Consider the following 22,696-nt stretch of genomic DNA (forward strand, 5'->3'; position numbering starts at 1 on the left):
TCAGCGTAAAGATATTTCATTCTTATTTAAAATAACAGCTTAATCTTTAAATTTCAGTAAATTCTGATTATAAGTTATATTTCATCGAAAAGATGATATAACGCGGCTGTACTGTGTATTGAGAAACTCGTGTAGAAAATTGTGAGAAATTGTCGTCATTGAGATATCTGGTGTTTAACAAATTAGTTGCAGATACTTTATACTCCCATTTACTGTTTTTCTTTTGATAAATTAAACTTGCACTCAAGAAATCATATTCGTTATCGACGGTTTTATCTCCATTATAATAATGATAAAATTCATACTCAGACACAAATGAAAAACTATCCAGAAAATAATAATCTAATCGAGCGAAAGGTTTGTCTGTATAAAAAGTTGAACCGCTGTATTTATTGACTAAAAGATTGTAACCAAACTCAATATTAGGCAGATTTTTATAATTTGTCGAAGCTCTTACGGTATAACTCTGCACGAAACTTTCTGTTGTTGCTAACTGGTTATTTTGAATATTATTGAATTTTGACCAGTTTAAACTTGCATTTGCAGAAGCTTTGTAATTCTTTAAAAATGAACGTCCGTAAGCTCCCATTCCGGAAAAAGTTTCATCGGCTAAATTGGAATTATAAGGAACTGAAGACTGATTAATTCCGTCAAAATTAGCTTCTGTTTTAATAGCATCCACTTTTCTCGTATAAGTTGCATTTGCAAAAATATTCTCGAAATTAAACATGTTATACTTAAAATAACGAAGCGAATGTACTTGCGAAGTTGCATTTTCTAAGGCACGATTTCCTCGAAACAAACTGCTGTAATCAGATAAAACATAACCTGCTGCCAGCTGATTTATATCTGTAAAATCATTTGTTAGAGAAAAATTATATGTAAGCGTTTCTGATTTTTTGATTTGATATAAAGCAAAGAAATCAGGCAGAATTTTGGTGAAATTTTGAGAATAATCTGTCCCCAGCTGTGCATTTGTCATCGAATAAGAATGCAGGCTGACACCGGGCGTAAAAGTAAATTTACCCGTTAAGATTTTATAATGAAGACCAAGAAAAACATCATTAAAATTATAATCAACATCATTATTGTTTTCTGCTGTATTTAGATCATTTTTATCTCCGTCATCCAAAATTTGAAAAATATGAGAATTGAAGTTCTGATAAGAATAAGTATTTCCTAAAGTAACATTAAAATTACTTTTTGGCGTAACCATGTAATAGTAATCTAATTTCGCATCAATTTTATTGGTTTTTACAAAACGGTCCTGATTTAAATCATTTCGATTCTGGCCAGAAATATAACCTGATAAATCAAACGGCTGCGATTTTAGATTCGCATTATAAAAAGGATTTTCATCCTGATATAAATGCTGCATTTCAAAAGCAAAAACATTTTTATCACTTTGAGTATAATACAAACTCAGATTTTGGTTTATTGAGGTTGGATCTTGCTTTTTGCCCGTTAAAATAGTTTCGACTGCCGAAACATTATTAACAACCGATTCACGAAGCAAATCTGTATCTTCATCTTGTTTTGATAATTTAGTCAAGACGTCATAATCAAACTGAAATTTTGTATTAGGTTTATAAGTAGAACTCAATTTGAATAATCCTAAATTGTTTTTCTGGTGTGTTAATTCGTCCCTTTTCTGCTGATTTCCAGAATCAAGAATAGTAGTTTGCGATTTGGTTTCTAAATCTGTTTTTGAAGTAGAAAGAATTCCAAAACCGCTTAAAGTCCAGGCTTTTGTTGGCGAATAAGAGAAATTGGTTGCGCCAAATTTAGTTTCGATTTCCTTGGCGCGATTGTTTCTTAAAACCGAAATTCCTAAATCGTTTGATGAAATATTAAAGGAACTTCCGCCTTTTTTCATCATATTTTTAAATCCTCCCGTAAACTTAAAATAATCCTGTGCCGTAAGCGGCAGTTCTCCAATATTATTAAAATTGGTAATTAAATTGATGCTGTATTCCGGGCTGTAATAAAATAATTTTGGGTTTATGATATATCGGCTGTCGAGTTCTGCAACGCCAATCCCGGCAGTTACATCTCCAAACCAAAAGTTCTTTTTACCTTCTTTCAGCTTAATATTCATTGCCACATTTTCCTGATCGTTTTCTAAACCTTTTAATTGACTTACTTCATTAAAGTTCCTTAAAACCTGAACTTTATCAATAGCATCCGCAGGAATATTTTTAACGCCAAGTTTGGTATCTCCGTCAAAAAAATCTTTTCCTTCAACCATCAATTTGCTTACTTTTTTTCCTTCAACTTCGATTTCTCCATCGGCATTTACCTCAACGCCCGGAAGTTTTTTCAGGACATCTTCGAGTTTTCGCTCTGTTCCGGTTTTAAAAGAATCGGCATTATAAACTATCGTATCGCCTTTTATAGAAACCGGCATTTCCCGAACTATTTCTACACCTTCAAGTTCTATTCCTGCGCCGTCTAAAACTATATTTTGTGCAATGTTTTCAGTTTTGGTCGAAACAGCAATTTCTTTTGATTTCATTCCCAGATAACTTACTTTTACTGTATAAGAAGTGTTGGGTTTTAGAGTTAATTGAAACTTACCTTTATCATTGGTAATTCCGTACGAATCCATGGCTTTCGTCGTATTGTTTACAGCCATAATATTGGCCATTTCCAACGGATTTTTTTGTTCGTCCTGAATAAATCCGTCAAAACGAACACTCTGTGAAAAAGATATAGAAGCAAAAAGTAAGGCAGATAAAAAAAGTATCTTATTCATTATAAGAATATTGAATTTGGATTTTGGAATTTGAAACTTGAAATTTATGTGAAAATTTTATCTCCCCATTGGCGGCGGACCTCCGGCTCTTCCACGGTTCATTTCTCTAAATTCTTCCATTTTTTTAATTACAGTTGTATCGTAATCTTTTTGAGAAATTACTTTTCCTTTTTTAGATGGTTTTATTTCTACTTTTTCTTTGGCATTCAAGACAATTTTAGAACATAAAATAACCGTTTTTCCATCATTTACTTCTAAAATTAAACCTGGTAACCCCCAATAATTTTCCGGTCCCTGATTTACAGGAATTTCTGGCGTATACCAAGCCGTAACTACGATTTCTTTTGGTATCTCGAAGTTGTCTTCAAAATTGGTTTTTGTTTCTCCTGATGTTTTTTTGGTTTCATCCTTTTTTTCTTCGTTATTTTTCGGTCTGAAATTTCTAAAATCAGTTTTGCTTGCTTCTTTTACAGCCGTTGCTTTAAAACAATTGTAACCGCCAATTTGTTTGGTTTCCTGTTCCAGTTTCCAATTCAATTTTGGCAGAGAATCTACAACGAGAAATTCTTTTCCCATAAATTCCTTGTCGACTGTATACGTTTTACTTTTTACATCTTTATAAAAAGTTCCGCCGCCGCCCATCATCGAACTCATCATAAGACGAAAACCGCCTTGCTGTCCCGGAGCGTCAAGTTTTTCTTCTTCTTTATAAATAGAAGCCGTTTTATCAAAATTTAATATGAAAGTTTTTTCCAGCATTTGTTTCATACGGTCTTCCATTGTTTTTTGCATTTCTGGGGTAATGTCGCGATTACCAGCTCTCATTCCTTCTAATTTAGGTGCTTGAGTTTTAGATTCGTAAACAGCCATTCCCTGAAAATCTTTTTGTGCGTGCACTTGTGTAAAAGCAAAGACGAATAGTAAATATGATAGTTTTTTCATGTGGTTATATTTAATTAAGACTGTAAGTCTGGTAAAACTTACATTCAAATTTATTACTAATTTTAAAATACTGAAAGTTAAATATATCAATGCCAAAATGGTATCGACAAAATCGAATCTTTTTAAGACTATTGTAATTTACAAAGGTTTAAGCTCAAAAAATAGCTAAAACTCTGTTTTTTACTCCAGTTTTTGTACTTTGGCTTATTGAAATTGAAACTATTATGAATAAAACAATACGCCAAATTTTGTTACTGCTGTTTATTGCGTGTTCGTTTTCGACATTTTTAGGGCAAAGCCAAAAAATAAATGCTTCTTTAGTTTCAAAATTTAAAATTGCTGCTGATGAATTTATTGGTTATGATTCATTTGGCTATTCTTATCAAATAAAAAATAATGTTTTTAGCAAAGTAAAAGGAAACGAAATCTTCGAATACAAGAATGTTTCTTTAGGAAATATCACTAAAGTCGACATTCAGAATCCGCTTAAAATTGTATTGTTCTACGAAGATTTCAACAGTGTCGTTTTATTGGATAATCAATTAAATAAAATGACGGAAATTAATTTTTCTCAAAATGCAGTTCCAATTGTTGTCAGTGCAATTGGAATGTCGACGCAAAATCAGCTTTGGATTTTTAATACGCTGAATCAGCAAATATCGCTTTTTGATTATTTAAAAAATGAATATAAAACAGTTTCGGTTCCGCTTACCGAAGGCATAAAATATTACCAAACAGACTTTAATACTTTCTATTGGATTGATAAAAAAAACAATTGGTTTTCTTGTGATATATTTGGAAAAATTTCGAGTTTGGGAAATGTCGCAGATTTTGATAAAATAGAAATAATTTCGCCTCAAAAATTCATTTTCAGCAAGGCTAACTCATTGTATTTGAGAGAAAATACTAACACATTTTTTGAAATTGAAGTTTTAGAAAAAACGTTTGACAAATTCTATTACAAAGACCAAATTTTATCTATTTTTACAAAGAAAGAAATTGTAAATTATAAAATCGTAACACCGTAATGCACATAGCAATAGCAGGAAATATAGGCGCAGGAAAAACAACATTAACTAAATTATTGGCCAAACATTTTAAATGGGAACCTCATTATGAAGATGTGGTTGATAATCCGTACTTAGACGATTTTTACCATCAAATGGAGCGTTGGTCGTTTAACTTGCAGATTTATTTCCTAAACAGTCGTTTTCGTCAGGTTTTGCAGATTCGCGAAAGCGGAAAAAAAATTATTCAGGACAGAACAATTTATGAAGATGCGCATATTTTTGCTCCCAACTTATATGCAATGGGATTGATGACAAGCCGTGATTTTGAAAATTACACCTCTTTGTTTGAATTAATGGAATCTTTGGTAAAAGCGCCGGATTTATTGATTTATTTAAGAAGTTCCATTCCTAATCTTGTTGGACAAATTCACAAACGCGGACGTGAATATGAGAATTCAATTTCTATCGATTATTTAAGCCGTTTGAACGAAAGATACGAAGCCTGGATTCAGACTTATACTAAAGGAAAATTATTAATTATTGATGTTGATAATATTAATTTTGTTGATAATCCAGAAGATTTAGGAAACATTATTAATAGAATCGATGCTGAATTGAACGGTTTGTTTTAGAAGACAGATTTGACCGATTTTCATGAAATAAAAAATGCCTCTAAAAATTATTTTAGAGGCATTTTTTATTTATAAAATTTAAAGCCAAGATAATTATTTAATATTTGTTATATTGAATCATAATTGTATAGTCCCTACGGGACATTATTCCAACTATTATTATTTTTTCTACCGATATTTAACTCCTAAAGGAGTATGATTTTTGATTCTTTATTTTTTATTCTTTTACCAAATATTAATTCTTAAAGGAATATGATTGCCTATTCTTTATTGTGTTATCAAATTTTTAATTCCTAATGATATATCTCGTAGAGATTATATATCGGTAGAACATTATCACACCCACAAACATTTGTCCCGTAGGGACTATATCAAGTTTTTTCTTCAATACGAATTCATTAAATAAAAAAAATGCCTCTAAAATTATTTAGAGGCATTTCTGTTTTAAGAAGCTTTATCAAAATTGTTATTTCGCAGCTTCAACTTTCGCCAGAACTTCTTCTTCTGTTCCTTCAAAAACTTCGGTTGTGGTTTTGCCGTTTTCTGTTTTGGTAACAGTTCCGGTAGTTTTTCCGTTTATATTTTTAACTTCAACACTAACTGATTTTTGCTCATAATTAGCATTTATATATTTTCCGTTTGCGTCAAAATGTGCTAAACATTTTGCTGTTTCTTCTGCAGAACAGCCTTTTTCTTTACACATTTTGATACATTCTTCTTTTGTCATTCCAGATAAATCTCCACATTTAGAAATTCCGGCATGCATTTCAGTTTTTGCACAGCAAGAAGCTTTTCCTGCAATATTTGATTCAGAATGTCCTTCTCCCAAAATTGGCGCAATTACCAATCCGATCAAACAAGTCAATTTGATTAAGATATTCATTGAAGGTCCTGAAGTATCTTTAAACGGATCTCCTACTGTATCTCCCGTTACGGCTGCTTTATGAGCATCAGAACCTTTATACGTCATTTCGCCGTTAATCATAACTCCGGCTTCAAAAGATTTTTTAGCGTTGTCCCAGGCACCTCCGGCGTTGTTTTGGAAAACTGCCCAAAGAACCCCGGAAACGGTAACTCCAGCCATATATCCTCCCAGCATTTCAGCAATTAACTGATTGTTGTCTGCATAAACTAATTTTCCAATCAATACAATTAAAATCGGGAAACCTATTGTTAATACTCCAGGAAGCATCATTTCGCGTAAAGCAGCTTTTGTAGAAATTTCAACACATTTTCCGTATTCCGGTTTTCCGGTTCCTTCCATAATTCCCGCAATTTCCTTGAATTGACGACGAACTTCATAAACCATATCCATTGCCGCTTTTCCAACAGAATTCATGGCTAAAGCTGAGAAAACTACCGGAATCATTCCTCCGACAAATAACATTGCTAAAACTGGTGCTTTAAAAATATTAATTCCGTCAATTCCTGTAAAGGTTACATACGCTGCGAATAAAGCTAATGAAGTCAAGGCTGCAGAAGCAATTGCAAATCCTTTTCCTGTTGCTGCAGTTGTATTTCCTACTGAATCTAAAATATCGGTTCTGGTACGAACTTCTTTTGGCAATTCGCTCATTTCGGCGATTCCTCCAGCGTTGTCAGAAATTGGTCCGAAAGCATCAATTGCCAATTGCATTGCTGTAGTTGCCATCATTGCCGAAGCTGCCAGCGCAACTCCATAAAATCCTGCTAAAGCATACGAAATCCAGATTGCTACAGCAAACAATAATACGGTTGGAAAAGTCGAAATCATTCCCGTTGCCAAACCGGCAATTACGTTTGTTCCTGCTCCTGTAGATGATTTTTGAACAATTGCCAAAACTGGTTTTGTTCCTAATCCTGTATAATATTCTGTTACTGATGAAATTGCTCCTCCAACAACTAATCCAACTAATGTTGCATAGAAAACACGCAATGAAGAAATGTCTTTTGCTCCTTCTCCAAAGAAAGTCATCTGCATGGTTTCAGGAAGCATATGTTTTACTAAAAAGAAACAAGCTACAGCTGTTAAAACAATCGAAACCCAGTTACCTATATTTAATGCTTTCTGAACTTGCGCTTCTTTAGCATTATCATCTGAAATTTTTACTAATGTTGTTCCGATAATCGAGAATAAAATTCCGAAACCGGCAATCGCCATTGGAAGCAAAATTGGACCAATTCCGCCAAAAGCATCATTGATACTTCCACCCATATCTTTAATCACATAGTTCCCAAGAACCATTGCCGCCAAAACGGTTGCTACATACGACCCGAATAAATCGGCGCCCATTCCGGCCACATCACCCACATTATCACCTACGTTATCTGCAATTGTAGCAGGATTACGCGGATCATCTTCTGGAATTCCAGCTTCAACTTTACCAACTAAATCGGCACCAACGTCTGCAGCTTTTGTGTAGATTCCACCGCCAACTCTGGCAAACAATGCAATTGATTCTGCTCCAAGCGAAAATCCTGCAAGAGTCTCTAAAACAACAGTCATTGTTTCGGTATCTTTCCAAACTCCATCAGAAAATAAATTAAAGAAAATTATAAAAAAAGCTGTTAAACCTAATACTGCCAATCCTGCAACACCTAAGCCCATTACGGTTCCTCCGCCAAAAGATACTTTTAATGCCTGTGGCAGACTTGTACGCGCTGCCTGTGTGGTTCTAACGTTTGTTTTGGTTGCTATTTTCATACCTATATTACCGGCATAAGCTGAAAAAAGTGCTCCAAAAATAAATGCAATTACGATCAATAAATGTGTTTTTACACCTGGAATAAAAGTAATTCCTGCCAAAGCTAAACTTGCAATTATAACAAAAATGGTTAAAAGTTTATATTCTGCTTTGAGGAAGGCTAAGGCTCCTTCGTAGATGTAATCTGAAATCTCTTTCATTTTACCGTCTCCGGCATCTTGTTTTAACACCCAACTCCTTTTTATTCCCATGAAAAGTAATCCTAAAACTGCCATAACTATAGGCAGGTAAATCATAAATGCATTCATAATTATTAATGGTTTTGGTTAATAGTCAACAAACTAACTAAAACGAATTTAAACAAAAAAGCAATACTCCTGACGGAGTATTGCTTTTTTTATAAAATATGAATGCTTTAATTATTTAATGCTAAATAATCCGGCTGGTTTATTTTCAATATCATCAAAACGCTTAGTGCATTCAGCAATAATTGCGTAAGCTTCTTTTACATCTCCCCATCCTTCTACATCTACTTTTTTGTTCTCAAGGTCTTTGTAAACCTGGAAGAAGTGCTCGATTTCTTTTACTAAGTGTGGGTTAATATCAGAAAGGTCGTTTAATGAATTCCAGATTGGATCTGAAACTGGTACACAAATAATTTTTTCGTCTGGTCCTTTATCATCTGCCATGTGGAAAACACCAATTGGTTTTACTTCCATAACACATCCTGGAAAAGTTGGTTCGTTTACTAAAACCAATACATCAAGAGGGTCACCATCAAGTGCTAAAGTTTCCGGAATAAATCCGTAATCTGCAGGATACATCATTGAAGAGAATAACATTCTGTCAAAACGCATTCTTTTAATTTCAAAATCGTACTCGTATTTATTTCTGCTTCCTCTTGGTATTTCGATTAATACATCGAAAGTTGTTAGTTTGTCTGCGGTCATTTTCGTTTTTTATTATTTCTAAAATTTCGATTGCAAAAGTAACTAAAGAATACCTTTTTACAATGAAAAAAGTACATTAATCTATGTATTTATACATTAATTAATATACTTTTCTTTTTATATAACAGACAGTTAATATGTAATTTTCCTATTTCGCTTTGTTAAGTAATGATGCCAGAGTAAATAGGTCGCAAAAGAACGATAAGGGCGCCATTGCTCTGCATGGATTTCCATTTCCTGTTTATCGTGAATATCGAATAGCTCTTTCATAGTATTTACAACCGCAATATCACCAAGCGGAATCAAATCCGGTTCCTGGAGACAGAACATTAAATAGATGTCAATTGTCCAGTTTCCAATTCCTTTGAGTTTGATTAATTCTTCCCGAACTTGTTTAGCAGGTTTAAAAGCCAGACTTTCTACATCTAATTCTTTACTTAAAATGGCTTCGGATAAAATCTTAATGTATTTTGTTTTTTGGCGGCTTACACCCAGATTTCTATATTCCTCATCAGGCAAAATCGCCATTGTTTCAGGATTGCAGGTTGTATAGGATTTTATTTTTAAGAATGTGGCTTTCGCCGAATCGATGGAAACTTGCTGCTCAAGAATTAGCAAAACCAATGTTTCAAAACCCTGCGGACGCTTTGGTATTGGCGGAAGCCCATATTTTTCGATTATTTCCCGAAATACCGGATTTTTATTGGTTAGAAAATCTATGGCTTCTTGCATGATGGCGAACTTTTAACTTCGATTAAACATTTTTTTTATCTTATTCTAAATCATTTTACCCTGATATATATCTACCGTAAGGTAATTTATTAATAGAATATATAATCAGTGTAGAAATCAATAGACAAATTAAAGTTACTAAGGGAATTGCAAATACAGGATTTATAAAATCATAATCTATTTTAAAGGTTCGTATAAATCTTAAAATTAAAACGTGCACCAGGTAAATTCCATAACTATATTTACTAATAAAATTTGTGATTTTTACTACTACAGAATTACTGATCTCAAGATTCTTAAAAACGAGAAAAAGACCAACTGAAACCATTAAAATATTTAAAGTATTATAGTTATAAAAATACTCGTCAAAACTATTTCTATCGTGGGATAAAAAATAAGTCCCGAATATTGTAATACTTACTCCTGTAAACACCAAAAATAGAGCAGTAATATTAATTATTCTTTTAGGAAACGAAAAAGATTTGATTGACAAATAATATCCTAAAACCAGATATCCTATAAACCCCGAAAAATATGTGAAATCAACATTAATTCTGAATATACATAAAGCTGGCTGATTAATAAATAGAGTAAATATCCATATAGATATAAAATACAAAATCTCTTTTTCCGTAGCGTTTTGAATCCATTTACTGATGATCGGCACAAATAGATATATCCCAATAATCATATAAATATACCAAAGATGATATGAACTGCCATTTAGTAATAGATAAGTTACCCATTCAATAATTTCCCAAATAGACATTTCATGACCTGCAGAAATATTATCGTGTAGTGCAAACATTGCATAAACAAAACTCCAAAATAAGAAAGGCAAAACTATTCGTGAAAATCTTTTTTTAAGGAATTCGCTTAATTCGTATGTTCTGCTTAACATCAATACTCCTGTTAACATCACAAATACGGGTACACAAAAACGCACAAAACTATCATAAATATTCCCCGTCCACCAAACAAAATTTGAGACATAACCATATAGATATAAAATCTCCGCTGTTGCATGTACAAGAATTACACTAATCGTAGCTGCAACTCTTAGGTTAGTTGTCCAGCTCATTTTATTACCCACTTGGTTTTCACTCATAAAATATTATTTGTTAATTATAATTATGAAAGCGAAGAATCTAAATGATGGTTAGAAATAAAATCCGAAAGATCCTTTTATTGCAAATTTATGAGCATCGGGCATATCCAGATAATTTCCTCTCCAAGAAAAATCAAGACGGAAAACTTTGAAGATATTACCAATCCCGGCATGGTATTCATAATATACTTTTTCGGGTGCGTTGTAAGGCAATCCAGAAGCATTAATTGCGCGATTGGCATCAGAAATGGTTCCGTGAACAGCTCTCACTCCAATAAATTCTCTCCAATTGAGCTTTCTCATAAAGGGAACTCTCGCAAATAATCTTCCACCAAAATCATGGTTCCATTGCAACGTTGTATATTGATCTGTAACAAATTCGTAGAAATTCAGGTTACTAAACGTATTTTCGATTGTAAAATAGGTCTGGTTACCCGGAATTACACTCATTAATCCTAACGGAATTGTACCAAATGTTTTTCCGGTTTCCAAAATAATATTCGATCTTCCTAAAGGTCCAATGATAATTGGCTGTTTATAAAAAACCTGAATTTTTTCGTAAGCAAAATCGCTGTCAAAAACGCCTTTTAAACCATAACTAAAGTTTACAAAGAAATGACTGAAAGGACTGTCAACTAAATCACGTTCGACCCCATAACCAATCGTTTTACGGTTTGGCATATATTCAAACTGAATATTGGCTTCTGATTGTTTAACATCGCTTTTTATAACACCTGTTGGATTTTCTGTGCTTGGCAAGGTTGTATAATAATCCAGACTAAATGTTTTAGATGCTGACTCTAATGTTCGATACGAAAGTCCCGCCTGAACTATAAAGTTCTTTTTAGGCTCCATCTCTATCGAAATGTTACTTAAATTAATATTGGTAAGTTTTCCGTTGCTTCCAGTTGTAAATAAGGCAGAAGAAGCAAAACTTCGTCCGAGAATATCATTTGTCGTGGTTAAACTCGCACCAATTTGCTCGATGTCGCGCCTGTTTCCTCCAGAAATAATTAATCTGTTTTTCTTGTCCAGCATCCATTTTCCAGAAACTCCGTATTTGAATTTATTGTCATCAAATCCGTAAGCCGTATAAGCTTGTATACGCCAAGGATCATTTGGCCCGAAATAGGTTCTTCCTCCTACTCGAAGTCGCAAACCTTCAACTTCATTATAACCGAATGTGGAGAAAATAGGTCCGTAATCGAAGTTTTTAAACTCGACGTAACCGCTTCCTAAAATAGAGACGAGATTATATATCTGCTTAAATCGCTTGACCGTTTGGAGCGTATCGAGCATTTTATAAATTCCTGCTTCGTCTTTATTTAATTTTTCAAAACGATTTTCTTCCCAAAATTCCGGCGGTCGTTCGTAGACCGCATTGTCTATGAAATTGACTTCTTCTTTATAGAATTTCTCCGGTTTTTGAATATTGAATTTATGATTTCGATATAAAGTCGTTCGTTTTCCGTAAACACCTTTTGATTTTTCTTTTTTATTTAAAGCAAAATCAGACATCATATAATCACGTGTCAAAAGGAAAATCGAATCGTTTTCTACTTCAAATTCCTGCTCGATATAAATATCTTTTACCCAGTTAATATTGGCACTTTTGGTAACGCCCATATTAATTTTCTTGATGGCAAAAGTGGTATCGTTTACCCAGAAATCTCCCTTAAAGGTTAATTCGTTTTTACGTCTCGGATAAAAAACAATATTAAAACACCATTTTTTGTCGATATAAGCACTGTCTTTCAATACATAATTGTAAACGTCAATTCCGGTTCTTGAAAGTGGACTTGTAAAACTTTTATCGAAAAATTTAAGGTGATTATCGTAAATATTATAATCTGAATAAAGATCTTTTACAAAAGATAAAATCTGCTGATTTCCGTTAAAACCAGACATTTTATTTCCGGTTAAGTTTTCTTTTACCTTCTTTAATTTATTATCTCCGTAAACATCATAAACTGATTCGTTGATAAAAATTGGCAGATAGGTTTTGCCCGTAACATCTGAAGTATCAACATGATTAAAGACAAACTCCATGCCTTTAAAAAGTTTATTTTTCATGAAAGCACTATCAATAGTGTTCATATCAAACTCAACTTTTTCATACTTCTGCATTTGATATTGATTGAATTGGTAAAGCCCGTTTTTACGTTTTCTTTCCCATATTTTTCTCAAAATATCAATTGCCGGATTATTCTTTTTAGATGTTTTTCCTGTATAGATTACAACTTCGTTTAATGCCTGAGGTTCGTTTAAAACAATTTTAAAATCATAATTAACCGATTTTTCTAAAGGAACTTCTTTATCTGAAAATCCGGCAGAACTTACCAATAATGCGGTATAAGTATTTGGAGATTCGAGATAAAAACGGCCATCTTCGTTAGAAACGATTCCGGTATTTGAACCTTTAAAAACAACATTTGCAAAAGGTATCGGCTGATTAGACTTGTCCAAAACAATTCCACTCACTTTCGTTTGTGCAGTGGCAATAGCCGCAAATGCGAATACAAAAAATAGGCTGAGTAAAATTATTTTTTTCATTGTCTGGGCAAAAAAAAACTTCATCAATTAACTATGAATGATGAAGTTTTTGAGTATTTTAAATATGTATTACTTGTATAACACTTTTTTTACTGCTTTTACTACATCACCTGCATTTGGCAGCCAGTCTTTTAATAATACCGGAGAGTAAGGTGCTGGAGTATCTGCAGTTGTAATACGTTGAATTGGTGCGTCAAGGAAATCGAATGCTTGTTCCTGAACAATATAAGTGATTTCAGAAGAAAGGCTGGCAACCGGCCAAGCTTCTTCAAGAATTACTAAACGGTTAGTTTTTTTAACCGATTTAAGAATTGCATCTTTATCCATTGGGCGAACTGTTCTTAAATCGATAATCTCACAAGAAATTCCTTCTTTTGCTAATTCATCAGCAGCGATAAAAGCTTCTTTAATGATTTTTCCGAAAGAAACGATTGTTACATCAGTTCCTTCACGTTTAACATCGGCAACACCCAGAGGAATTGTGTACTCTCCGTCTGGCACTTCACCTTTGTCTCCGTACATTTGCTCAGATTCCATGAAAATAACAGGGTCATTATCACGAATCGCTGATTTTAATAAACCTTTTGCATCGTAAGGAGTTGAAGGTACAACAACTTTAAGACCCGGAGTATTAGCAAACCAGTTCTCTAAAGCCTGAGAGTGAGTAGCTCCTAATTGACCCGCAGAAGCAGTTGGTCCGCGGAAAACGATAGGCACATTAAACTGTCCTCCTGTCATTTGACGCATTTTAGCAGCGTTATTTATGATTTGATCAATACCAACTAAACAGAAGTTGAATGTCATATATTCTACAATTGGGCGGTTTCCGTTCATTGCAGAACCTACTGCAATTCCTGAAAAACCAAGCTCAGCAATTGGAGTATCGATTACTCTTTTTTCACCAAACTCAGCAAGCATTCCTTTTGAAGCTTTGTAAGCTCCGTTGTATTCTGCAACCTCTTCTCCCATTAAATATATGGATTCATCGCGACGCATTTCTTCGCTCATTGCTTCACAAATGGCCTCTCTAAATTGTATTGTTCTCATATTTTTTATTGTATGTTGAATTTTCTGAAGAGCAAAAATAAATATTTTAAATAACTTAAAAGCATAAATTGAATTTAAAATCGCATCTAGCGCTTTCTCTCTTTAGCTTTTAACTTCTATAAGTTTACTGAGATATTCACGAAAACGATATAATAGCCGTATAACCTAAACTTAAATGTGCAAAAACTATTTTTTAGACAAACTTTAATCTATTTGTTTAATTCCTGTTTCTTCGAAATTCTGAGATCAAAACGGAAAAACTCAAAAATTAGTATTTAAAGAAGCAAAATTTAACCATTGTTTAATGTCTAAACGTTGCAAAATTCCTAATAATCAGATAAAATGAATGCATTTTTATTTTTGTATTCCGATGAAAACACCGTAAAACCACACAATCTTCGAAATCGTAATAGTTTTAGAAAATATTATGCATGCATAGTATAATTATTCCAAATTAAATTCTAATTTTGTAAAAGCATATTATAAATTCAAAATATATACTTATGAAAATACTAGTTTGCATCAGTCATGTGCCTGATACTACTTCAAAAATTAATTTCACCAATGGTGACTCAGAATTTGATACTAATGGTGTACAATATGTAATTAATCCTAACGACGAATTCGGTCTTACACGTGCTATTTGGTTTCAAGAACAGCAAGGTGCAAATGTAACGGTTGTAAACGTTGGAGGTCCTGATACTGAACCAACATTACGTAAAGCTCTGGCAATTGGTGCAAACGAAGCTATTCGTGTTAACGCAAATCCAACTGACGGATTTTTTGTTGCTAAACAATTAGCAGAAGTAATTAAAAATGGCGGTTATGATTTAGTTATTGCCGGAAAAGAATCTCTTGATTATAACGGAGGAATGGTTCCAGGAATGATCGCAGGAATTTTAGGTTATAACTTCTTAAATTCTTGTACAGCTTTAACAGTTGACGGAAATAATGTAAAAGCTGTTCGTGAGATCGACGGAGGAAAAGAAACTGTAAGCACTGCGCTGCCTTTAATTATTGGAGGTCAAAAAGGTCTTGTTGAAGAAAAAGATTTACGCATCCCGAACATGAGAGGAATTATGACTGCAAGAACAAAAGCTTTAACTATTCTTGAACCTGTTGATGCTTCTGTAAATACAAAAGCTGTAAAATTTGAAAAACCTGCTCCAAAATCAGCAGTAAAATTAGTTTCTCCAGATAATTTAGATGAGTTAATCAATTTATTACACAACGAGGCTAAAGTGATTTAAGATTGTAGAGTTTAGATTTTAGATTGCAAATCGCGCAATACTAAATCTAAAACCCACATTTGATTCACTTCAAAATCTAAAATCAATAATCATTTTAGATTTCAATTTCCAAAAATCTGAAATCTGAAATCTAAAATCTAAAATCTAAAATTGTTATGTCAATATTAATATATGCAGAATCTGCAGAAGGAAAATTTAAAAAAGTAGCTTTCGAATTAGCTTCTTATGCAAAAAAAGTAGCCGAAAGTTTAGGAACAACTGTTACAGCTTTGACAGTAAACATTAGCGATGTAAGCGAATTAGGCAAATACGGAGTTGATAAAGTTTTAAAAGTAAACAACGATAAATTAGCTGGTTTTACCGCTAAAGCTTATGCTGATGTCATTAAACAAGCCGCTGAAAAAGAAGGAACAAAAGTAGTTTTACTTTCTTCTACAACAGATAGTATTTACCTTTCATCATTAGTTGCAGTAGCTTTAAATGCTGGTTTTGCTTCAAATGTTGTGGGATTACCAGTTAGCACTTCACCTTTTCAGGTAAAAAGAAATGCTTTCTCAAACAAAGCTTTCAATATTACACAAATCGATACAGATGTAAAAGTGCTTGGTTTGGCTAAAAACTCTTACGGGATTTTCGAAAGTGAAGGATCTGCTGCTGCAGAAGATTTTAACCCAACAATTGGTGACAATGATTTTGGTGTAAAAGTAGAATCTGTAGAAAAAGTTACAGGAAAAGTTTCTATCGCTGATGCTGATATCGTTGTTTCTGGCGGACGCGGATTAAAAGGCCCTGAAAACTGGGGAATAATCGAAGATCTTGCTTCTGTTTTAGGCGCAGCTACTGCATGCTCTAAACCTGTTTCAGATTTAGGATGGAGACCTCACAGCGAGCACGTTGGACAAACAGGAAAACCGGTTGCAACAAACTTATACATTGCCGTAGGTATTTCTGGAGCTATCCAGCACATTGCGGGTATTAACTCATCAAAAGTAAAAGTAGTAATCAACAATGACCCTGAAGCTCCTTTCTTTAAAGTTGCTGATTATGGTATTGTTGGCGATGCTTTTGAAATTGTACCTAAACTAACAGAGAAATTAAAAGCTTTTAAAGCTCAGCATTCTTAATTCAAGAATTCTCTTCAAAATATTGCTGCCTAAAAACAAGATGTTGTATCTTTGTTTATAGGCAGCTTTTTTGTTCCATATTTTTTGATTAAAATTGCACCTTTATTTTCCAAACAAATAAAGCATTAAGATGAGGCGCTAAGTGCCTTTTTTACAAACATATATGAGTCTAGTAAAATTATCTATAAAAGGAATTTCATACAGTCAAACTCAAAATGGCGCTTATGCCTTAATTTTGAACGAAGTCGACGGTGAAAGAAAATTACCTATTGTTATTGGCGCTTTTGAAGCCCAATCGATAGCTATTGCCTTAGAAAAAGAAATAAAACCACCACGTCCGTTAACACACGATTTATTCAAAAACTTTGCAGAAAGATTTGATATTGTTGTAAAACAAGTAATTATTCACAAACTTGTTGATGGCGTTTTTTATTCAAGCTTAATCTGCGAAAGAGATAAAATCGAAGAAATTATCGATGCAAGAACTTCTGATGCTATTGCATTGGCATTACGTTTCAACGCACCAATTTTTACGTATAAAAACATTCTGGACAAAGCCGGAATTTATTTAAAATCAAACTCTTCAGATTCTGATCAGGGGTCTCAGGAAATCGATGATGTACTTTCTAATCCTGAAACTTTTGGACACGAAGAAGAAACAAACCAGTCTGGAGACGTTTATGCAAAACACAGTTTACAGGAGTTGAACGAACTTTTAGATCAGGCCGTTTCTCAGGAAGATTACGAAAAAGCCGCTAAAATTAGAGACGAAATCTCGAGAAGATAAAATTATTGTTTAATCGTTAATTTGTTGATTCGTTAAATCGATTAAACAATTAAACGAATAACCAAATAAACAAAACATGAAACAATACTTAGATTTAGTAAAACACGTTTTAGAAAACGGCAATCAAAAAGGAGATCGTACAGGAACCGGAACAAAAAGTGTTTTTGGTTATCAAATGCGTTTTGATTTAAGTGAAGGTTTCCCAATGGTTACAACCAAAAAACTACATTTAAAATCAATTATCTACGAATTGCTTTGGTTTTTAAAAGGCGATACGAACATACAATATCTTCAGGAAAACGGAGTAAAAATCTGGGATGAATGGGCAGATTCTAATGGTGATTTAGGACCCGTTTACGGACATCAATGGAGAAACTGGAACAGTGAAGAAATTGACCAGATTTCTGAATTGATTACCGAATTAAAAACAAACCCAAATAGCAGAAGAATGCTGGTTTCGGCATGGAATCCTTCGGTTTTGCCAGATACAAAAAAATCATTTGAGGAAAACGTTGCCAACAACAAAGCTGCATTACCTCCTTGTCATGCATTTTTTCAGTTTTATGTAGCAGCTCCAGATTTAGAAAAAGGAGAAAAGAAAGGAAAATTATCTTGTCAATTATATCAAAGAAGTGCCGATATATTTTTAGGAGTTCCTTTTAATATTGCTTCTTATGCATTACTAACTATGATGATTGCACAGGTTTGCGATTTAGAACCAGGTGAATTTATTCACACTTTTGGAGACGCGCACATTTACAATAATCATTTCGAGCAATTAGAATTACAATTAACACGTGAACCAAAACCATTACCAAAAATGATTTTAAATCCGGAGATTAAAAACATTTTTGATTTTGATTTTAATGATTTTACACTTGTAGATTACGATCCGCATCCTGCAATAAAAGGCAGCGTTGCTGTATAAATATTAAAAAATCCGCTTGAATAAATTAAGCGGATTTTTTTATACAACTAAAACACCATTTTCACTTCCGGCGTAATCATTCCACTTGTAAAAATCGGCTTCAGGATCGTTTACGTAAGTTCCGTCGATAAGGTACTTGAATTCGTAAATCGCATCTTTAACCAAATCATAAGTTGCTTTAAAAGTTCCGTTTTTAAGCTTACTTAAAGCTCCTTCCGAAGGATCCCAATTGTTAAAATCGCCAACGACTGCTGCCGAATCAGCATCTTTAGCATCAATAGAAAATGTAACTTTAACAACAGGTTTCGTTTTAATAAATTGTTTTTTCAAAGACATAACTATTTAGTTTTTAGATTTATACAATAAAATTAAACAAATTCATCTGAAGATTCGACAGCAATGTAACCGATTTATGATTATGACAAAAACAATATGTAATTTTAATTAGATACATAATTTAATGCGCTTTATTTTTCGTATTTCAAATTGAAAGAAAATTTTGAAGGAAATATTCTGCAGTCATAATAGGGAGTTTTGAAAATTAATTCTAACTTTATAATCTCATTTTTATCTTATGGAAAAAGAAGTACACGAACAATACGAGTATGCTAGAAGACGATTAAGACAAAAAAAGGTCTTATATTTTCATTTTGTTCTTTTCCTGCTTGGGAGTTTATTTTTATTTATTGCCAATAAATTTTTTGGATTTGGAGAAGGAACAACTCAAAACTGGTGTATTTGGGGTATTACTATCTGGCTTTTCATTTTTATTTTACATTTCATAAAAGTTTATATCACTGATCGTTTTATGAATAAAAAATGGGAAAGGGAGCAAATTGACAGACTTGTTGCTCTTCAGCAAAAAAGAATCAGTCAATTAGAATCTAAAATAAACGACGATACAGAGAATAAAATTTAGTTACAACACCACCATGATTATAATGATAGCGGCAGTTGCCGAAAATAATGCCTTGGGAAAAAATAATGAGCTCGTATGGCACTTGCCAAATGATTTTAAAAGATTCAAATCTCTCACAACCAATCATCATATTATAATGGGAAGAAAAACTTTTGAAAGTTTCCCTAAACCTTTACCAAACAGAACTCATATTGTTATTACACGCCAAACAGATTATAATCCGGAAGGATGCATTGTGGTTGACAGTATGGAAAAAGCTATTGAGTTGTGTCCCGAAAATGAAGACTCTTATATTATTGGCGGCGGAGAAATCTACAATTTAGGTCTGCCTTATGCTGATATAATTGAAATTACTAAAGTGCACCATAGTTTTGATGCTGATGCTTTTTTTCCGAAAATCAGCAAAAGTGAATGGCAGCTGGTAGAATCAGAAGAAAATTTTAAAGATGAAAAACATCTTTATGATTATACTTATGAAACTTACATTAGAAAATAAATAAAAAAACATCCTCTTTTGAAGGATGTTTTTTAGAGAACGATTGATTTTTTAAACTTGACTCGCTCAAGAAAGTAGTTTTTGTAAAATCACAAACGTCAAGTGACATTTGAAATAACTGAATAACATTTAATGTTAAATTGAGATGAATCTCAAAGAGCCTTTAATAACAAATACCACTAAGATATTAAAGGCAAGAAAATTAAAATTTCCAAAAACAAATTTAATCCTAAGAACGTACTTCGCACTTTTTAAAATAGTATTCCCCCAAGAACAACACTTTAAAAACTACTTACTTGAACAAATAACAACCAGTGCAAAAAAATTGTCATTTGATTAAGCCAATGTGAAATTATCAATCATTAAAATTTCATCATTTTTACTTCAACAAAGTTGTGCATAAAATCAGCTCAGAACAATACCCGCTTTTAGTGATTTTTTAAAAATACCCACTTTTGGTGATACCTAAACAGTTTTTTTAAATTCCCCGGAAAACATTTAATTTGACATTTTAAAAAACTCAATTACAGTTAAAGTAGATTGTTTATATTTGCGTAAATTATAATAATGTCTGAAAAAATAACTCCATATAAAGACTCTTCTTTAGGTAAGAAAGAGCAGGTTGCCCAAATGTTTGATAACATTTCTGGGAACTATGACAATTTGAATCGTGTAATTTCATTTGGTATTGATACTAAATGGCGAAAAAAAGTACTTAAAATAGTTTCTGATTCTAAACCAAAAGTTATTCTTGATATTGCTACAGGAACTGGTGATTTGGCCATTCTGATGTCTAAGACAAACGCCGAAAAAATTATTGGCCTTGATATTTCTGCAGGAATGCTTGAAGTTGGGAAAAAGAAAGTTGAGGAAAAAAAACTTTCTCATGTTATTGATTTAGTTTTGGGTGATTCTGAAAATATTCCTTTTGAGGATAACTATTTTGATGCTATTACAGTAGGTTTTGGAGTTCGTAATTTTGAAAATTTAGAAAAAGGTTTTGCCGAAATTTTACGAGTTTTAAAACCAAACGGCGTTTTTGTAATTCTCGAAACTTCTGTTCCTGATAAAACTCCGTACAAACAAGGATATAAATTTTACACTAAAAATATACTTCCGGTTATTGGAAAATTGTTTTCAAAAGACAATTCAGCTTATGGATATTTATCTGAATCTGCTGCAGCTTTTCCTTATGGAGAAGCATTGAACAATATTTTGAGAAAAACTGGGTTTATAGATGTTGTAGCAATGCCGCAAACTTTTGGTGTAGCAACCATTTATTCAGCATCTAAAAAATAGTATGAAAAAAATTGTAATTTTAATTTTACTGGTCTTAACGACAAAAGGATATTCTCAGTTTGCTAAAAGTATGTTTAGCAAAGATCCTATTATTAACCTGGAAAACTGGCAGAAACAGCGTGTCTATTTTGGTTATTATTTAGGCTTTAACAGTTTCGATTTTAAATTTGATTACAAAAATCCTGTGCAAAACGATATTCAGGTAAAAAAAACAACCGGATTTAATGTTGGTGTAGTTGCAGATTTAAGGCTTCAGGAATATATCAACCTGCGTTTTGAGCCAGGTTTGTATTATACAAAACGAGATTTATATTATCCCGGTGTTGGAAATTTAGAGAAAGATTATTTGAGAGAAGTTAATAGTACTTATATTCATTTTCCTTTATTATTAAAGTTTTCATCCTTAAGAACCGGAAATATTCGTCCATATTTGGTTGGCGGAATGTCTACAACTTTAAATTTATCAAGCAACTCAAGCTCTCCAGACGATAACTTCGAAGGAAAATTTAGAGTAAAACAATGGACAGCTGCTTATGAGATTGGTTTTGGAATTGATTTCTTTACCGAATATTTTATTTTCTCACCTTCTGTTAGGGGAATGTTTGGCATAACAGATGAATTAATTCGCGACAAACCTATAAACGGTCCAAGTCCATGGACAGACAATATCGACTCGATGAAGTCAAGAGCAATTTTAATAAATTTCACATTTCATTAAAACAAAATCTTAACTATTTCGTTTAAATTCACTTAGAATAATTGCTGTTGCTGTAGCTACATTTAAACTTTCGGTTTTTTGCAGCTCGCCAAATCTTGGAATTGTGATTCGGCTGGTAACTGTTTTTTCAATTTCTGCAGAAATTCCATTGGCTTCATTACCCATAATAATGATTCCGTTTTGAGGCAGATTTGATTGATAAATATTATCACCATCCATAAAGGTTCCAAAAACAGGAAGTTTTGTCTGGCTTATAAAAGTTTTAAGATCAACATAATTTACGTTTACCCTGGCAATAGACCCCATTGTAGCCTGAACTACTTTTGGGTTATAAATATCGACGGTTTCTTTTGAGCAGACAATTTGTTTGATTCCAAACCAGTCGCAAAGACGCATTATTGTTCCTAAATTTCCGGGATCACGAATATCGTCCAGAGCCAAAATTAAACCTGAATCAATGATTTGATTTTCCTTAGGCATTTTAAAAACTGCCAGACAAGAATTTGGAGTTGTTAAAGCACTTATTTTTTTCAGTTCCTGGTCATTAATAAGCGTACGTTTTGTAGATTGAACTTCTTTAAAATCATCCTGAGTAGTGTATAAATGTTCTAATTCAAAATTGGATTGCAGCAATTCCTGAATTACTTTTACACCTTCGGCAAAAAATAATTGATTCGCAAAACGCTGTTTTTTTTGATGCAAGCCTGATATAAGCTTTATTTGGTTTTTACTAACCATAAAATAAATGTACTTTTGAATTAA

At 32.9% G+C, this 22,696-nt stretch carries 20 protein-coding genes; 10 read left to right on the forward strand and 10 right to left on the reverse strand.

What is annotated here, in order from left to right:
• Nucleotides 1-67: 67 nt before the first annotated feature.
• Nucleotides 68-2,755: a carboxypeptidase-like regulatory domain-containing protein gene (locus tag BUC29_RS02175; protein ID WP_073412930.1), complete on the reverse strand. Its 2,688-nt coding sequence runs from the start codon at nucleotides 2,753-2,755 to the stop codon at nucleotides 68-70.
• A 57-nt stretch (nucleotides 2,756-2,812) separates the two neighbouring features.
• A complete protein-coding gene (locus tag BUC29_RS02180; protein WP_073412931.1) occupies nucleotides 2,813-3,697 on the reverse strand; it encodes a GLPGLI family protein in 885 nt (294 codons plus the stop codon).
• Nucleotides 3,698-3,921: 224 nt separating this feature from the next.
• Between BUC29_RS02180 and BUC29_RS02185 the strand changes: the two genes are divergently transcribed.
• Nucleotides 3,922-4,725 carry a hypothetical protein gene (locus BUC29_RS02185; protein ID WP_073412932.1) on the forward strand — a complete coding sequence of 268 codons (804 nt, stop codon included), beginning with the start codon at nucleotides 3,922-3,924 and terminating at the stop codon, nucleotides 4,723-4,725.
• Complete coding sequence (locus tag BUC29_RS02190; RefSeq protein ID WP_053470079.1) at nucleotides 4,725-5,339, forward strand: deoxynucleoside kinase; 615 nt, start codon at nucleotides 4,725-4,727, stop codon at nucleotides 5,337-5,339. The genes BUC29_RS02185 and BUC29_RS02190 overlap by 1 nt, the downstream gene beginning before the upstream one ends.
• Nucleotides 5,340-5,805: 466 nt before the next feature.
• Here the strand turns inward: BUC29_RS02190 and BUC29_RS02195 are convergent, their stop codons facing one another.
• The 6 genes from BUC29_RS02195 to BUC29_RS02220 all read right to left on the reverse strand — a co-directional run bounded on the left by BUC29_RS02195 (nucleotide 5,806) and on the right by BUC29_RS02220 (nucleotide 14,413).
• Nucleotides 5,806-8,331 (reverse strand): sodium-translocating pyrophosphatase, encoded by a 2,526-nt coding sequence (locus BUC29_RS02195; RefSeq protein ID WP_073412933.1) that lies wholly within the window; start codon nucleotides 8,329-8,331, stop codon nucleotides 5,806-5,808.
• A 111-nt stretch (nucleotides 8,332-8,442) separates the two neighbouring features.
• On the reverse strand, nucleotides 8,443-8,973 hold the full coding sequence (locus BUC29_RS02200; RefSeq protein WP_073412934.1) for an inorganic diphosphatase: 531 nt from the start codon (nucleotides 8,971-8,973) through the stop codon (nucleotides 8,443-8,445).
• 132 nt (nucleotides 8,974-9,105) lie between these two features.
• A complete protein-coding gene (locus BUC29_RS02205; RefSeq protein ID WP_073412936.1) occupies nucleotides 9,106-9,705 on the reverse strand; it encodes a DNA-3-methyladenine glycosylase family protein in 600 nt (199 codons plus the stop codon).
• A 55-nt stretch (nucleotides 9,706-9,760) separates the two neighbouring features.
• The gene (locus tag BUC29_RS02210) at nucleotides 9,761-10,813 is read right to left on the reverse strand and encodes an acyltransferase (RefSeq protein ID WP_073412938.1); all 1,053 of its coding nucleotides are present in this window, start codon (nucleotides 10,811-10,813) and stop codon (nucleotides 9,761-9,763) included.
• A gap of 51 nt (nucleotides 10,814-10,864) precedes the next feature.
• Nucleotides 10,865-13,366, reverse strand: a complete 2,502-nt coding sequence (locus BUC29_RS02215; RefSeq protein ID WP_073413583.1) for a DUF5686 and carboxypeptidase-like regulatory domain-containing protein — start codon at nucleotides 13,364-13,366, stop codon at nucleotides 10,865-10,867.
• 69 nt (nucleotides 13,367-13,435) lie between these two features.
• The gene (locus BUC29_RS02220) at nucleotides 13,436-14,413 is read right to left on the reverse strand and encodes a pyruvate dehydrogenase complex E1 component subunit beta (protein ID WP_073412940.1); all 978 of its coding nucleotides are present in this window, start codon (nucleotides 14,411-14,413) and stop codon (nucleotides 13,436-13,438) included.
• Nucleotides 14,414-14,916: 503 nt separating this feature from the next.
• Between BUC29_RS02220 and BUC29_RS02225 the strand changes: the two genes are divergently transcribed.
• The 4 genes from BUC29_RS02225 (at nucleotide 14,917) to BUC29_RS02240 (ending at nucleotide 18,502) form a co-directional block, all read left to right on the forward strand.
• On the forward strand, nucleotides 14,917-15,663 hold the full coding sequence (locus tag BUC29_RS02225; protein WP_073412941.1) for an electron transfer flavoprotein subunit beta/FixA family protein: 747 nt from the start codon (nucleotides 14,917-14,919) through the stop codon (nucleotides 15,661-15,663).
• Nucleotides 15,664-15,818: 155 nt separating this feature from the next.
• On the forward strand, nucleotides 15,819-16,787 hold the full coding sequence (locus BUC29_RS02230; protein WP_073412943.1) for an electron transfer flavoprotein subunit alpha/FixB family protein: 969 nt from the start codon (nucleotides 15,819-15,821) through the stop codon (nucleotides 16,785-16,787).
• A 163-nt stretch (nucleotides 16,788-16,950) separates the two neighbouring features.
• The gene (locus tag BUC29_RS02235; protein WP_073412944.1) at nucleotides 16,951-17,574 is read left to right on the forward strand and encodes a bifunctional nuclease family protein; all 624 of its coding nucleotides are present in this window, start codon (nucleotides 16,951-16,953) and stop codon (nucleotides 17,572-17,574) included.
• A 76-nt stretch (nucleotides 17,575-17,650) separates the two neighbouring features.
• Nucleotides 17,651-18,502, forward strand: coding sequence for a thymidylate synthase (locus BUC29_RS02240; protein ID WP_073412945.1), 852 nt, complete (start codon nucleotides 17,651-17,653; stop codon nucleotides 18,500-18,502).
• Nucleotides 18,503-18,541: 39 nt separating this feature from the next.
• On the opposite strand, the gene BUC29_RS02245 is transcribed toward BUC29_RS02240, so the two are convergent.
• A complete protein-coding gene (locus tag BUC29_RS02245; protein WP_073412946.1) occupies nucleotides 18,542-18,838 on the reverse strand; it encodes an isoamylase early set domain-containing protein in 297 nt (98 codons plus the stop codon).
• Nucleotides 18,839-19,076: 238 nt separating this feature from the next.
• Here BUC29_RS02245 and BUC29_RS02250 point away from each other — a divergent pair, with 238 nt between their 5' ends.
• The 4 genes from BUC29_RS02250 (at nucleotide 19,077) to porT (ending at nucleotide 21,934) form a co-directional block, all read left to right on the forward strand.
• Nucleotides 19,077-19,421 (forward strand): 2TM domain-containing protein, encoded by a 345-nt coding sequence (locus BUC29_RS02250; protein ID WP_073412947.1) that lies wholly within the window; start codon nucleotides 19,077-19,079, stop codon nucleotides 19,419-19,421.
• 13 nt (nucleotides 19,422-19,434) lie between these two features.
• Nucleotides 19,435-19,917, forward strand: coding sequence for a dihydrofolate reductase (locus BUC29_RS02255; RefSeq protein ID WP_073412948.1), 483 nt, complete (start codon nucleotides 19,435-19,437; stop codon nucleotides 19,915-19,917).
• Nucleotides 19,918-20,484: 567 nt separating this feature from the next.
• Complete coding sequence (ubiE, locus tag BUC29_RS02265) at nucleotides 20,485-21,216, forward strand: bifunctional demethylmenaquinone methyltransferase/2-methoxy-6-polyprenyl-1,4-benzoquinol methylase UbiE (RefSeq protein WP_073412957.1); 732 nt, start codon at nucleotides 20,485-20,487, stop codon at nucleotides 21,214-21,216.
• A gap of 1 nt (nucleotide 21,217) precedes the next feature.
• Nucleotides 21,218-21,934, forward strand: a complete 717-nt coding sequence (gene porT / locus BUC29_RS02270) for a type IX secretion/gliding motility protein PorT/SprT (RefSeq protein ID WP_073412958.1) — start codon at nucleotides 21,218-21,220, stop codon at nucleotides 21,932-21,934.
• Between the two features lie 9 nt (nucleotides 21,935-21,943).
• Here porT and BUC29_RS02275 read toward each other — a convergent pair whose 3' ends face one another.
• The gene (locus BUC29_RS02275; RefSeq protein ID WP_073412960.1) at nucleotides 21,944-22,672 is read right to left on the reverse strand and encodes a TrmH family RNA methyltransferase; all 729 of its coding nucleotides are present in this window, start codon (nucleotides 22,670-22,672) and stop codon (nucleotides 21,944-21,946) included.
• Nucleotides 22,673-22,696 lie beyond the last annotated feature (24 nt).

Source organism: Flavobacterium defluvii (assembly GCF_900129555.1).
Classification (GTDB): domain Bacteria; phylum Bacteroidota; class Bacteroidia; order Flavobacteriales; family Flavobacteriaceae; genus Flavobacterium; species Flavobacterium defluvii.